General features: G+C 74.1%; 8 protein-coding genes. 4 read left to right on the top strand and 4 right to left on the bottom strand.

Annotated features, from left to right (window positions below; translation table 11 throughout):
• Positions 1 to 103 precede the first annotated feature (103 nt).
• The 4 genes from ACFYOU_RS08455 to ACFYOU_RS08440 all read right to left on the bottom strand — a co-directional run bounded on the left by ACFYOU_RS08455 (position 104) and on the right by ACFYOU_RS08440 (position 7,593).
• The gene (locus tag ACFYOU_RS08455; RefSeq protein ID WP_387007671.1) at positions 104 to 997 is read right to left on the bottom strand and encodes a carbohydrate ABC transporter permease; all 894 of its coding nucleotides are present in this window, start codon (positions 995 to 997) and stop codon (positions 104 to 106) included.
• Positions 994 to 2,277, bottom strand: coding sequence for an ABC transporter permease subunit (locus ACFYOU_RS08450; protein WP_391304233.1), 1,284 nt, complete (start codon positions 2,275 to 2,277; stop codon positions 994 to 996). Before ACFYOU_RS08450 ends, ACFYOU_RS08455 begins: the two co-directional genes overlap by 4 nt.
• 76 nt (positions 2,278 to 2,353) lie before the next feature.
• Positions 2,354 to 3,736 (bottom strand): extracellular solute-binding protein, encoded by a 1,383-nt coding sequence (locus tag ACFYOU_RS08445; protein ID WP_391304178.1) that lies wholly within the window; start codon positions 3,734 to 3,736, stop codon positions 2,354 to 2,356.
• Positions 3,737 to 4,365: 629 nt separating this feature from the next.
• Entirely contained in the window at positions 4,366 to 7,593 is a 3,228-nt protein-coding gene (locus ACFYOU_RS08440) for an FHA domain-containing protein (RefSeq protein WP_391304177.1), read from the bottom strand.
• Between the two features lie 710 nt (positions 7,594 to 8,303).
• Between ACFYOU_RS08440 and ACFYOU_RS08435 the strand changes: the two genes are divergently transcribed.
• The 4 genes from ACFYOU_RS08435 to ACFYOU_RS08420 all read left to right on the top strand — a co-directional run bounded on the left by ACFYOU_RS08435 (position 8,304) and on the right by ACFYOU_RS08420 (position 14,418).
• Entirely contained in the window at positions 8,304 to 10,064 is a 1,761-nt protein-coding gene (locus ACFYOU_RS08435) for a protein kinase (RefSeq protein WP_391304176.1), read from the top strand.
• A 125-nt stretch (positions 10,065 to 10,189) separates the two neighbouring features.
• Positions 10,190 to 11,419 carry a protein kinase gene (locus ACFYOU_RS08430; RefSeq protein WP_391304175.1) on the top strand — a complete coding sequence of 410 codons (1,230 nt, stop codon included), beginning with the start codon at positions 10,190 to 10,192 and terminating at the stop codon, positions 11,417 to 11,419.
• A 489-nt stretch (positions 11,420 to 11,908) separates the two neighbouring features.
• The gene (gene prfB, locus ACFYOU_RS08425; protein WP_389762268.1) at positions 11,909 to 13,015 is read left to right on the top strand and encodes a peptide chain release factor 2; all 1,107 of its coding nucleotides are present in this window, start codon (positions 11,909 to 11,911) and stop codon (positions 13,013 to 13,015) included.
• A gap of 419 nt (positions 13,016 to 13,434) precedes the next feature.
• Entirely contained in the window at positions 13,435 to 14,418 is a 984-nt protein-coding gene (locus tag ACFYOU_RS08420; protein WP_391304174.1) for a hypothetical protein, read from the top strand.
• Positions 14,419 to 14,524 lie beyond the last annotated feature (106 nt).

Here is a 14,524-nt window from a genome sequence, read left to right as displayed (position 1 = left end):
TCGCCCCCTCCGCGCCGCCGACCACCCCAACGAGTGACGGCCGGGCCGGACCCGGGTGGGCCGGTCCAGCGACCGACCGCCGTCCCGGGCCCCCGACGGACCGCTACTTCACCGCCCCCGCCATCACCCCCGAGACGAACTGCCGCTGGAAGGCGAAGAAGACGGCCAGCGGGATCACCATCGAGATGAACGCCCCGGGCGCCAGGACGTCGACGTTGTTGCCGAACTGCCGCACCTGGGTCTGGAGCGCGACCGTGATCGGCTGGTTGGAGGCGTCCGTGAAGATCAGCGCGACCAGCATGTCGTTCCACACCCACAGGAACTGGAAGATCCCGAGGCTCGCGATCGCGGGTCCGCCGAGCGGCATCACCACCCGGGTGAACAGCCGCAGCTCACCGGCACCGTCCAGGCGCGCCGCCTCCAGCAGCTCCCGCGGGATCTCCGCGAAGAAGTTCCGCAGCAGGAACACCGCGAACGGCAGCCCGAACCCCACGTGGAACAGCACCACCCCGGCGACCGAACCGAACAGCCCGACGTCCCCGAACAGCCGGGCGATCGGCAACAGCGCCACCTGCACCGGCACCACCAACAGCCCGACCACCCCGAGGAACCACCAGTCCCGCCCCGGGAACTCCAACCAGGCGAAGGCGTACCCGGCCAGCGACCCGATCACCACGACCAGCACCGTCGTGGGCACGGCGATCAGCACCGTGTTCCACAGGGACTCGGTGATCGAGGCGTTGTCGAGCAGCCGGGAGTAGCTGTCGACGGTCAGCTGCGCCGGCTCGGTGAGGACCGTCCACCACCCGCTCTCCGCGAGGTCCTCCGGTTCGCGCAGCGAGGACAGCAGCAGACCCGCCGTGGGCACCAGCCAGAACACCGCCACCACCAGCAGGAACACCCGTACCAGCCCGCCGCTCGCGGCCCGCGCCAGCCGGGTCGCCACCGGGGTCCGCTTCCGCGCCGCCGGGGCGGCCGTCGTACCGTGCGTGCTCATCGCCCGCCCTCCCGCCGCAGCCGCCGGATGTTGAAGACCACCACCGGGACCACCAGCAACAACAACAGCACCGAGATCGCGCTCGACACCCCGGGTCTGCCGTCGCTGAACGCCGACCGGTACAGCTGGAGCGCCAGGACGTTCGCATCGTCCTGCGAGGAACCGGGGGCGATGATGTAGACCAGGTCGAAGATCTTCAACACATTGATCATCAAGGTCACCAGGACGACCGCCAGCACCGGAGCCAGCAGCGGCACCGTGATCCGACGGAACACCTGCCACTCCGTCGCCCCGTCGACCCGGGCCGCCTCCAACAGCTCCCGGGGCACGCTCGCCAGCCCCGCCGCGATCAGCACCATCGCGAAGCCCGCCCACATCCAGACGTACGACACGATGATCGCCGGGGTCACCAACCCCGGTCCCAGCCAGTCCACCCCGCGGTACGGCTCCGCGAAGTTGGCGGCCGGCAACCGCAGGAGGGCGCCGTCCGCGGCCTGCGGCAGGGTGAACGTCCCGTCGGCCGCCGCCCGCGTCCGGGCGACCACCTCACCGTCCTTCACCGCCTCGATCCGCATCCCCGGGTAGCCGAACTCCCCGGCGTCGACCCCGGCGAGGGTGCCCACCCCCTTGCCCCGGGTGAAGTCCTGCCAGGTCGTTCCGGTGACCTTCCCCGGATCGGCCTCGGCGGCCCGCGCCTGCTCGGCACCGTCCGGCATCCGGTCCGGCGCCACCCCCACCAACGGCAGGACCACCGGCACACCGGCCCGCACCGGCTCCCCGGTGACGAACGCCCCGCCGCCGGCCTCGCCGAGCGGCGAATCCCGGCCCGGGTGCGCCTTCGGGAACGCCGACGACTCGGCGAACGTGTCGTGCACCCCCACCCACACCGCGTTGGCGACCCCCCGGTCCGGGTCCTGGTCGTACACCAGCCGGAAGATGATGCCCGCCGCCAGCATCGAGATCGCCATCGGCATGAAGATGACCAGCTTGAACGCCGTGCTCCAGCGCACCCGTTCGGTGAGCACCGCGAAGACCAGGCCCAGCGCCGTGGCGACCGTCGGCGCGAGCACGATCCAGACCACGTTGTTGCGGAACGCCGTCCGGATGCCGTCGTCCGTGAACAGCTCCCGGTAGTTGTCGAACCCGGCGAAACCGCCACCGGTGTCGCTGACGAAACTGCGGACCAGCGAATACCCGATCGGGTAGACCACGAGCGCGCCGAGCAGCACCGCGGCGGGCAGCAGGAACAGCGCCGCCACCGTCGTGCGGGTCCCCGTCACGCTGCCGCGCCGCGGGCGCCGGGCGGGCACCGGCCCGGCGCCGGAGCCGCCCGTCGTAACCGACGTCATCGCCGGATCAACCCTTGTACGCCTTGGCCGCGTTGGCCTCCAGCTTCCGCTGGGCCCCGGCCACGTCCTTCGGGTTCTTCAGGAAGTCCTGGAGGTCCTTCCACATGCCCTTGCCGGGGGTGCCGCCGAACGCCTGCGGCGCCTGGTCCGACAGGTCGAACCGGAAGTCGTCCCCCGCGCCGACCAGCGCCTTCGCGATGTTGCGCTGCACCTCGTTCGGGTACGTCGACGGGTCGAGGTTCTTGTTCGGCGACAGGAAACCGCCCTCCTTCGCCCAGACCTCCGCCGCGTCCGGGGACGCGAGGAACGTCAACAGCGCCTGGCCCGCCTCCGACTCCTTCAGCAGGACCGCGGCGTCACCCCCGCTGACCACCGGCGCTTCGGCGCCGACCGCCGGGAACGGGAACACCTTCGCGTCCTTGCCGACCTCTGCCTTCGCCTGGGCGATGTTGACGCCCACGAAGTCGCCCTCGAAGACCATGCCCGCCTTCGGCTGGTCGCCGCCCGTGAACGTCTGCTCCACCGACCGCGGGAACTCCGTCTGGAGCGCCCCGTCCGCGCCGCCCGCGAGGTAGTCCTCCTCGCCGAACAACTGCGCCAGGGTGGTCAGGGCCTCCTTCACGGACGGGTCCGTCCACTTGATCTCGTGCTTCGCGAGCCGGTCGTACTTCTCCGGACCCGCCTGCGACAGGTACACGTTCTCGAACCAGTCGGTGAGCACCCAGCCGTCCGCGCCGCCGACCGACACCGGGGTCACCCCGGAGTCGTACACCGTCCGCACGGTCTCCAGGAACTGGGCCCAGGTCTTCGGCTCCTTCGCGCCCGCGTTCTCGAAGACGATGGTGTTGTACCAGACCAGCGACTTGTTGGCCGCCTTGAAGTACACGCCGTACTGCTCGCCGTCCACCGCTGCGAGGTCCCGCCAGCCCCGGGCGAAGTTCTTCGCCAACTGCTCCTTCGCCGCGGCGCCCACCGGCTTCGCCCACTTGTTGTCCACGGCCTGCTTCACCGCGCCGACCTGGGGGAGCATCGCCACGTCCGGCGGGGCGCCGCCGGCGATCTTCGAACCCAGGAAGTTGATGATCGGGTCCTGCGCCGGTACGAACGTCACCTCGGCGCCGGTCCGCTCCTCGAACTCGGCCAGCACCTTCTTGAAGTTCTCCTGCTCCGGTCCCGTCCACACGGCCGCGACCTCCAGCTTCTCGCCGTCGAGCTTCGGCAGCTTCAGGGTCGCCCCGTCCGGAGCGGTGCTGGCGCCGCCCCCCTTGCCGTCGCCGTCGTCGCCACATGCGGTCAACCCCAGTGCCAGGGCTCCGACCACGGCCACGGCGGTGAGCCGGGTCGTGCGGCCCCCGGTCGTCCTGATCCCTCGTCGACTCGTGCTGCGCATCACTGCCCCGTCCTCTTGACTTGACGTGCTCGTCGCGCGTGCGGACGTTGTCCCGTGGGGTCTGGTGTACGCCCGGGTGGTTTGTTCCGACAAGGGTGGTCGGCGTCCCAACTCACCGATCGTGACGCCCTCGTGACTTCCCGCGAAGTCCGCGAAGTCCGCGGGGTGCGGGGTGCGCGTACGGTTCCCTGCGGGTGCGCGGTGGTCACCCGCGCAGTTCCCCGCGCCCCTTTCGGTGCGTTCCCCTGCGGGTGCGCTGCTCCGGTGCGGGTGCGCGGTGGGTTCGCGCAGTTCCCCGCGCCCCTTTCAGGTGCGTCCACGTGCGGGTGCGCTGTTGGTTTGCGCAGTTCCCCGCGCCCCTGATCGGGCGCGTCCATGAGCAGGTCCGTTGTTCCGTGCTGCCCGCCCGCCAGGAGCGCCCCGTCAGGGGCGCGGGGAACGGCGCGGGCAACCACCGCGCACCCGCGCGGGACGGCGTACCTCCGGGAGGCGCCACCCGGGACCCGCAGGTAGCAACGCACCCGCCAGGAGCGCCCCGTCAGGGGCGCGGGGAACGGCGCGGGCAACCACCGCGCACCCGCACGGAACAACGCACCCCGCAGGGGACCGGCGGACAGGCCCCGTCATGCCTAGAGCAAGGACGGAACCGTCATCGCCGAGACGGACCGAGCGGCCCGCTCCACCGCACTGGCCAGCAAGGCCAGATCCGTCGGCCCGTTCCCCAACTCCCGTACCGACCGCCGAGCGGGCGGATCCCCCATCCGCTCCCACTCCACCACCACGACGGTGGGCCGCAGCGTCGCCGTCCGCGGTATACGCCCGGTGACCCGTCCCCCCTGGAACTCGGTGACCCGCCCGTCCCCGCCCCGCAGGGTCCCCCGCCCGGGACCGGGCTCCTCGGGCCCGCCCCGCACCGCGTCCAGCGAGACCCGGGCCCCGGCCCGCCGAGCCACCTCGCTCGCGTCGACCCGCGCCCCGCCCACCGCGCCCGCCACCAGGTGCACGCCCAGGCGTTCGCCCTCCCGGGCGACCGCCTCCAGCGCCCGCACCACGGACCCGGCCGACGGACGCCCCGTGGAACCCAGCGCGGGCGAGAGCAGGGCGTCGAGGTCGTCGACGACCACCACCAGGCGCGGCAGCGCCGGCGCGGGCGCGGTCCGGGCCCCGGCGGGCCGCAGGCGCAGGGTGGAACTGGGCGGCGGATCGAGGTCCCCCGCACCGTCCGCGGCGGGACGCGCGCCGGAGACCCGGGAGCCGAAGGAGGGGCCCCGCTGGGCGACGACCCGCCCGGCCGGCTGCTCGCTGCCGTGCCACCGTCCGAAGTCGAGGAGCCCGAGCAGTTCGGCCCGCCGCTTGAGTTCCGCACTGAGTGCCTGGGCGAACTCCCGCATGCGTACGGGGTCGTTGGCCGCCAGGTGCGTGGTGACGTGCGGCAGCTCCCCGCACACGGTGAGCCCGCCCCCGGCGCCCGCGGGCTGCGCACCGGGTCCCCCGGTGGTGTCCCGGCCGTCGACCAGGATCACCGAGAGCCGGTCGGGCCGCTCGGCCGCCGCGAGCGACGCGGTGACGGCCCGCAGCAGTTCGGTGCGCCCGCTGCCCGCCGGGCCCTCCACCAGCAGGTGGGTGCCCTCCCGGACGAGGTCGACGCCCACGGGCCCGCGGGGCCCCGCGCCGAGCACCACCCGGGCCCGCCCGCCCGCCGCCTGCGGGTCGTCGAACGCGTCAGCCCAGCGGGCGAGCAGCGACGCGGGGGTGGCCCGGGCGAGGCCCAGCTCGTCGAGGAGCCGCGCGGTCCTGGGCAGGGGCACCGCGGCCCGCGAGGTCCGGACGCCGCCCTCCGCGCGCAGCGGCGCCAGGGCCCGCGCGAACCGTTCGGCCCACGCCCCCGACACCGCGTCCACCGCGGCTTCGGTGCCCTCGCCGGCGACGGCCCCGCCGGCGATGCGCACCAGTCGGACCTCGGTCGCCACGTCCCCGCCGAGCAGGGCGACGGCCCCGCACTCCCGGAGCGGGGGCAGGACCGCGCAGGCCGCCCCGTACCCCTCGTGGATGCCGGTGCCGGCGGTCGCCGCGTCGGCGCTGCTCGGAAGCGCGGCGCTCTCCGCCAGGCACACCACGTGGACGCCGGCCGCGGGCCCGAACGCGCAGAGCCGCGCCACCGCGTCCCGCAGGGCCGGGGTTCCCGGATCGCCGTCCACGACGAGCACGGTGAGCGTTCCGTCCGCCGCCGCACGGGCGTCGGGGTCCCCGGTCGGACCGTCGCCGTGTTCCGCGAGCACCCGGTCGAGTTCCGCGGTCCGCGCGGCGGCCTGGTCCGTGTCGTAGGCGAGGAGCAGTCGGCAGTCCTGGCCGCGGCCGGGGCGGGTGTGCGGGAGCCAGCCGAGCCAGCCCCACTCGGCGACCCGTTCGGCGACCGGACGGGTGCGGTCCGCACTGAGCAGCACGATCTCCAGCGACTCCGGTGCGTGCAGGGCGGCGAGCTGCGCCACCACCGACCGGGCGACCCCGACCAGCCGGGGGCGGGGCCCCGCGAGGCCCAGGGCGCCGGCCTCGCGCAGACCGACCGTCACCGGGACGCCCGCCAGCACGCCCGGGCCGCCCGGAGCGGGCCGGTCCGTGGTGCCGAGCCGTACCGTCAGCGCTTCGGGGTGGTCGTGGCCGCGTTCCCACAGCCGGGGGCCGGGACCGAGCGCGGTGAGCAGCAGCGCGGCGGGGTCGGGCCACAGTTCGGGGGCGGCCGCGGGGTCGGCGGTGAAGGGGCCCTCCGCGTACCCGGTGTGCTCGTCCGGTGCGTGCGGGCCGTCCGTCCCGACGGGCTCGGGCCGGGGGTCGTCGTGAGCGTGGTCGTGGTCCGGGCCGCGTTCGCCCCGGAGCCTGCGCGCCCAGGCGGTCAGCCCGCCCCGGCGGCGGGCTCCCGCGCGGGTCGACCCGGTGCCGTGCACGTCCTCGTCGGCCCGTTCGTATGCGGAGCCCCGACCGTCCGCGGAGACCCGTTCGTGGACGGCGGCCCGTTCGTCCGCGGAGCCCGGTGTGCCCAGGACGCCGTGGTTCCCGGCGTGCGTGTCCTGCGCCCCCGCGCCGGGCGCGTGGTGGGGCGCCGCGCCCGGGGCGACCCAGTCGGCGGACCCGTACGCGTGCCCGGTGGTCCCGTTCGCCGTCGGGATCGCGGTCCGTGGGGTCCGCGGCGGTACGGGGTCGGACCCGGTTGGCTCCGGAGCGTCGACGCCCACCCGGACGAAGCCCTCGCCGTCCGGGTCGGTGGGCACCGGGCCGGGCAGTTCCCGGGGGTCGGCCAGCCGGAGCGTGGACTCGCCGAGCCGCAACAGGGCCCCCGGCTCCAACGGGACGGGCCGCTTCCCGATTGCGGCGCCGTACAGCCGGGTGCCGTTGGTGGAACCGAGGTCCGCGACGGTGACCCGGCCGTCCTCGGTGAGCGTCACCGCACAGTGCAGCCGGGAGACGTCCGGGTCGTCGAGCGGGACCTCCGCGTCGGCGGAGCGCCCGATCCGGACGGGGCCGCCGTGCAGCAGGTGCACTCCGCCCGCGTCGGGTCCGCCCACGACCTGGAGCTGGGTGACCGCGCCGGTGGGGTCGGGGCCGGGGTCCGTGGGGGCGCCGAGCGAGAGCACCGCCCCGTCGACGAGCGGCGGCTCACCGAGCACGGCGCGCTGCGGGTCGAGGCGGTCCGCGCCCGCGTACACGGCGGTCGGCCCCTCGCCGCCCGCCACGGCCGAGGCGAGCCCGGAGACCACCGCGGCCAGCGGGGTGCCCCCGGGCGCGGTGACCAGGACGTCCCGCGCCGTCGCGCGCCCCGGAGCTTCGGGGCGCGGCCCGAGGACGGTCAACCGGATCTGCATCGCCGTCAGCGGTCCCTTCTGCGGATGCGCCCAGCACGGATCGTCCGGGGGCGTGCTGTGATTCCCCCCACCGCACTCCGGGCACGTAGACCGAATACGGGGGCATCCTCGCACCTGCCACCGACAACACGCCCGGCCGCCATCGGTTCGTGATCTTGATTGGCTTGCTCTGCGCGTAAAAGTGCCTGTTCGGTGCCGTCCGTGGTCCCTTGCGTTCCCTTTGTCTTCCGGTCGTCCCCCACTCGGGACCGTCGTCGGCAACCACCGGGCCCGGGCGGACGTCTTACGGCGGGACGAACCCGGGGGTCGGGAAACCGGGCGGGTACGGCGGGCGGCACTAGAGTGGGGCGGAACATTCGGTGCCCCGGCACCCGCCACGGCCCCGCACGGAGCCGGGCGCGGGCGGCGGGAACAGCGGTCCCCGGTCCCCGGGCGGGCGGACCGGTCCGAATGGCACGGGGCGGGCGCGGGTAGTCCGAAGCGGTCCGGTCGACACCCGGTCGACCAGGTCGACCCGGCCGGCACCGGGCGGAGCCGATCCGCCCCGAGCCCGGCACCCGTACGACCCGACTCGACCCGATTAGACCCGAACACATCGCGATCACGACCGACCGCCACCCGACCACAGTGCGACGAGAACGCGACGAGTACCGACGAGACCGACCCAGAGCAAGGCTGAGGAAGCCCCGAGCGAGCAGGGAGCGCATCACGTGCGGCCGGTAGGAAGCAAGTACCTCCTGGAGGAACCGCTCGGACGGGGCGCCACGGGCACCGTCTGGCGGGCGCAGCAGCGCGAGACGGCGGGCGCCGAGGCGGCCGTGCCCGGTCAACCCGGCGAGACCGTGGCCATCAAGGTCCTCAAGGAGGAGCTGGCCAACGACTCCGACATCGTGATGCGGTTCCTGCGCGAGCGCTCGGTGCTGCTCCGACTCACCCACCCCAACATCGTCCGGGTGCGGGACCTCGTGGTCGAGGGCGATCTGCTCGCCCTGGTGATGGACCTGGTCGAGGGCCCCGACCTGCACCGCTACCTGCGCGAGAACGGTCCGTTCTCACCGGTCGCGGGCGCCCTGCTGACCGCGCAGATCGCCGATGCGCTCGCCGCCAGCCACGCGGACGGCGTCGTCCACCGCGACCTCAAGCCCGCGAACGTCCTGCTGCGACAGGACAACGGCGAGATGCACCCGCTGCTCACGGACTTCGGCATCGCCCGACTCGCCGACTCGCCGGGCCTGACCCGCACCCACGAGTTCGTCGGCACCCCGGCGTACGTCGCCCCCGAGTCGGCGGAGGGCCGCCCGCAGACCAGCGCCGTCGACATCTACGGCGCCGGCATCCTGCTGTACGAGCTGGTCACCGGCCGTCCCCCGTTCTCCGGCGGCTCCGCCCTCGAAGTGCTGCACCAGCACCTGAGCGCCGAGCCGCGCCGCCCGTCCCACGTGCCCGAGCCGCTGTGGACGGTGATAGAGCGCTGCCTCAGCAAGAGCCCCGAGCAGCGGCCCAGCGCCGAGAACCTCGCCCGCGCGCTGCGCACCGTCGCCCAGGGCATCGGCGTGCACGCGAACTCCGCGCAGATCGCCGCAGCCGAAGGGGTGGGCGCCCTGCTCGCCCCCGACCCGGCGCCCACCGCCGTCCCCGAGGTGCCCGGCGCGGCCGATCCGACGGCCGTGCTGCCGCACACCGGAGCCCCGGGCGCCGTCCCGTTCGGCGCGCACGACCCGAACGCGGCGACCAGCTACCTCCCGCCCGTCCCGGGCGGCGCTCCCGGCGCGGCCGATCCGACGGCGGTCCTGCCGCACACCGCGCCGCAGGGCGCCGCCGACCCCACCGCCGTGCTGCCGCCGGTCCCCGGCCACTCCCCGGGCGGTCCCGACGACCCGCACCCCTGGCAGAACCAGCTGCGGGCCGCCCGCGACCGCAACGAGCAGACGCAGATCCACCACCTCGACCCGAACGAGGACCCGCTGCGCCGGCGCCCCCAGCGCCAGGTCGCCCCGCGCCCGCAGCAGCCCCCGCAACAGCCGCCCCAGCAGCAGCCCCAACAGCGGTACGCGCCGCAGCACCAGGCCCCGCAGCACCAGGCCCCGCCGCCGCAGCAGTACGCGCCGCCCCCGCAGCAGCAGCCGCAGCGGTACGCACCCGCGCCGGTGCCCGAGCGGCAGCCCCAGCACTACGCCCCGCCGCGCGAGCCCGCCCCCCGCGAGCCGCGTCCGCCGCGCGAGCCCCGGCAGCGCAGCGCCAATCCGATGCGCATCCCCGGGCTCGGCTGCCTCAAGGGCTGCCTGTTCACCTTCTTGATCCTGTTCGTGGCGGGCTGGCTGGTCTGGGAGCTGAGCCCCCTCCAGGAGTGGATCGGCACCAGCAAGGGCTACTGGGCGCAGCTGAGCGACTGGGCGGGTCAGGTCACCGGCTGGGCCGGCGACGTCGCCGGTTGGCTCGGCGACCTCGGAGGCGGGGGCAGCGGCGCCTGAGCCCCGTCCGGAGGCGGTCGGGTAGGAGATTTGTCGACACCCAGGGGGCGATTCGCCCCGGCGGTGTGGGGGTCGCCGACCCGGCCGCGTAGCTTTGTCGCCAACACGCGTCCGTAGGAGCAGTCTTGGCACGGAAGATCGGCAGCCGGTACAGCGCGAACCAGATCCTGGGCCGCGGCAGCGCCGGCACGGTGTGGCTGGGCGAAGGTCCGCAAGGGCCCGTCGCCATCAAACTGCTGCGGGAGGACCTCGCGGCCGATCAGGAGCTGGTGGGCCGCTTCGTCCAGGAGCGCACCGCCCTGCTCGGCCTCCACCACCCCAACGTGGTCGCCGTCCGTGACCTCGTCGTGGACGGCAACGACCTCGCGCTCGTCATGGACCTGGTCCGCGGCACCGACCTGCGCTCCCGGCTCGACCGGGACCGCAGGCTCGCCCCCGAGGCGGCCGTGGCGATCGTCGCGGACGTCGCCGACGGGCTCGCCGCGGCGCACGCGGCCGGGGTCGTCCACCGTGACGTCAAGCCCGAGAACGTCCTGCTCGACATGCAGGGCCCGCTCGGGCCCGGCGGCAGTCACCGGGCGCTGCTCACCGACTTCGGTGTGGCCAAACTCATCGACACGCCCCGCCGCGCCAAGGCCACGAAGATCATCGGTACGCCGGACTACCTCGCCCCCGAGATCGTGGAGGGCCTGCCGCCGCGCGCCGCCGTCGACATCTACGCCCTCGCCACGGTGCTGTACGAGCTCCTCGCCGGCTTCACCCCCTTCGGCGGCGGGCACCCCGGTGCGGTGCTGCGCCGGCACGTCACCGAACGCGTCGTGCCGCTGCCCGGCATCCCCGACGAACTGTGGCAGCTGATCGTCCAGTGCCTGGCCAAGGCTCCCGCCTCCCGGCTGCGCGCCTCCGAGCTGTGCGGACGGCTCCGGGAGCAGTTGCCCCTGCTCGCGGGCATGCCGCCGCTCGACGTGGACGAGCCGGAGGCCGGCGAGCAGGAGGCGCCCCTGCCCGAGGAGCCGGCGGAGCCCGGTGGTCCGGAGGGGGAGCCGCCGGTGCGACGGGGAGCCGTGCCCCTGGTGTCCGGGCCCGCGCCCGACTCCAACCGGGACACGCACACCAGCATGCGGGTGCCCGAGCAGGACGAGCTGGACGGGGGTGCGCACGGGACGGCGCGGGCGCCGCGGGCGGCGGGGGCGCCCAGGCCCGGGTCCGCGCGGAACCGGGCCGTCGTTGCTCGGCGGCGGAGGGTCGCGCTCGGGGTGGTCGCCGCGGTGCTCGTCGCGGTCGCCGGGGTCGCGGCGTACGCGGTCACCGACGAAGACCCCTCCCGCCCCCCCGGCACGTCCACCTCCCCGTAACGCCCTCCGCCCAGGTCCGCTGCGCGGTGCGTTGTTCCCGTGCGGGTGCGCGGCGATTACTCGCGCAGTTCCCCGCGCCCCTACGGTGCGCTTCCCCGCGGGTACGGGACCCGGCGCGGGTGCGCGGTGGTCTTGCGCAGTTCCCCGCGCCCCTATCGGGGCGCTTCCCTGCGGGTACGGGGCCCGGTGCGGGTGCGCGGCGGGTTTGCGCAGTTCCCCGCGCCCCTATCGGGGCACCGGACATCAGGTGCGCCCCGCCAGGGGCGCGGGGAACGGCGCGAGTAACCACCACGTACCCGCACGGGACGACGTACGTCCGGGAGGCGCCCCCGCAACCCGCAGGGAACCGCACCAGCAGGCAGGCGCACGCCGGGGGGCGCGGGGAACGGCGCGGGCAACCACCACGCACCCGCACGGGACAGCGCACCCCGCAGGGGACCGTACCGAAGGGACGCGGGCCCAGCGGCCGAGAGCGGTTACGCTGGAGCCGTGGCAGTCGTCGATGTATCCGAAGAGCTCAAGTCCCTCTCCTCGACCATGGAGTCGATCGAGGCCGTCCTGGACCTCGACACGATGAGGGCGGACATCGCTGCGCTGGAGGACCAGGCCGCGGCCCCCTCCCTCTGGGACGACCCGGACGCGGCACAGAAGATCACCAGCAAGCTCTCGCACCTCCAGGCGGAGGTCCGCAAGGCGGAGACGCTGCGCGGCCGGATCGACGACCTCGCCGTCCTGTTCGAGCTGGCCGAGGCCGAGGACGACGCGGACACCCGCACCGAGGCCGAGGGCGAGCTGACCAACGTCCGCAAGGCGCTGGACGAGATGGAGGTCCGCACCCTCCTCTCCGGCGAGTACGACTCCCGCGAGGCCCTGGTCAACATCCGTGCCGAAGCCGGTGGCGTCGACGCCGCGGACTTCGCCGAGCAGCTCCAGCGCATGTACCTGCGGTGGGCCGAGCGCCACGGCTACAAGGCCGAGGTGTACGAGACCTCCTACGCGGAGGAGGCGGGCATCAAGTCCACCACCTTCGCCGTGCAGGCCCCGTACGCGTACGGCACGCTCTCCGTCGAGCAGGGCACCCACCGCCTGGTGCGGATCTCGCCCTTCGACAACCAGGGCCGCCGCCAGACCTCGTTCGCGGGCGTCGAGGTGCTGCCCGTGGTCGAGCAGTCGGACCACGTCGAGATCGACGAGTCCGAGCTGCGCATCGACGTGTACCGCTCCTCGGGCCCCGGTGGTCAGGGCGTCAACACCACCGACTCCGCGGTCCGGATCACGCACCTGCCGACCGGCATCGTCGTCTCCTGCCAGAACGAGCGCTCGCAGATCCAGAACAAGGCGACCGCGATGAACGTCCTCCAGGCGAAGCTGCTCGAACGCCGCCGCCAGGAGGAGCAGGCCAAGATGGACGCCCTCAAGGGCGACGGCGGCAACTCCTGGGGCAACCAGATGCGCTCCTACGTCCTGCACCCGTACCAGATGGTCAAGGACCTCCGCACGGAACACGAGGTCGGCAACCCGCAGGCGGTGCTGGACGGCGAGATCGACGGATTCCTGGAAGCCGGAATTCGCTGGCGCAAGCAGCAGGAGAAGTAATCGCAGCCCTATGACGGCTTGCGTACATGTCGACATGACAACCCCGACCGTCGTTCCGCGAACCTCTTCCGGATGATTTTCGGAGGTGCCACCGGTACTCGGGCGGAACCCGGCGGGAGGCCCGTGGTTCCGGCCCGACTGCCATTTCCGGGGCGGCAGTTGTGGCGAAGACCGGTGTTCTGCGTCACCGTCGGATAAACGTGCCACCCCCAACTGCCCTTATTTCGGGCATCGTGCGCGCAATGGCCTTGACGCGTTTACCGAAAGTGGGAAGGGTGAGCGCGGCATGCGCATCTCTGGGGCGCGCGTGAACGGGGCGATGGTGCGCGGCGCGCGAGAGCGACGTGCGGTACTTCCCCCTGGTGTCCGCGACCCCGGCGCTGCTCCATTGACGATGAGCTACTGGGGGTAGCAACCAGATGACCAAGAAGACGCGGGTCCGTGTCGCACGGATCGCGGCCGGCGCGCTGATCGCGGCGGGGGCGTCCCTGACCGCGGCGGGCGCAGCCCAGGCGCTCAACAGCAACGGCGTAGTCACCACCGACGCCCCGGGCGACGAGCCCACCGGCATCCCGACGGCGCCCACGACCGGCGGCTCCGGCACGGAGGGCGGCACCACGAACGGTGCCACGGGCGGCGAGACCGACGGTGGCGCCACGGACGGCGGCGCCACGGACGGCGGCTCCACCACCAACGGCACGACCGGCACGACCGGTACCACTGGCACGACCGGTACCACGGGGACCACCGGCACGACCGGTACCACGGGGACCACTGGCACGACGGGGACCACCGGGACCACCGGCACGACCGGTACCACGGGGACCACTGGCACGACGGGGACCACCGGGACCACCGGGACGACCGGCACCACCGGAACCACTGGCACGACCGGTACCACCGGTACCACGGGGACGACCGGCTCCACCGGTACGACCGGCAGCACGGGTACGACCGGCAGCACGGGTACGGGCGGCCCCACCAGCGGCGGGGCGAACTCCGGCGGTACTGACGGCGGCTCCGGTTCCAGTGCCGGTGGTGCCGCCACCGGGGGCACCGGCACCACCGGCAGTGGCACCACCGGCACCAGCGGTAGCACCGGCGGCGACGACGACGGTGGTACCGGCGGTGACGGCGGCAGCACCGGCGGTACCGGCGGCAGCACCGGCGGCGAGGGCACCAGCCCCGACAGCGGTTCCGCTCCGCTCCCGCAGGGTCAGGGCAAGGACAGCCTGACCGACACCGGCTCCCAGCCGGCCGAGCAGGGCAAGGCCAAGGACGAACTGGCCGAGACCGGCGCCATGGAGACCACGTTCCTGCTGGTCGGCGCCGCGACGATGATCGCCGGCGGCATCGGCTTCCGACTGCTGCCCCGACTGGCGACGGGCAGCCGCACCGCCTGATCCACCCCCGCCTGAGCCACCCGCCTGAGCCACCCCACGGGTCCGTCCGGACCGGGGTGCCGGGTGGCACGCGAGGACGCAGAGAGGGCCCGGAGCGACGCTCCGG

Source organism: Streptomyces sp. NPDC005955 (assembly GCF_042871255.1).
Taxonomy (GTDB): Bacteria; Actinomycetota; Actinomycetes; order Streptomycetales; family Streptomycetaceae; genus Streptomyces.
The sequence above is the reverse complement of the archived record's forward strand: the minus strand, read 5'-3'. Positions and strand labels throughout refer to the sequence as shown.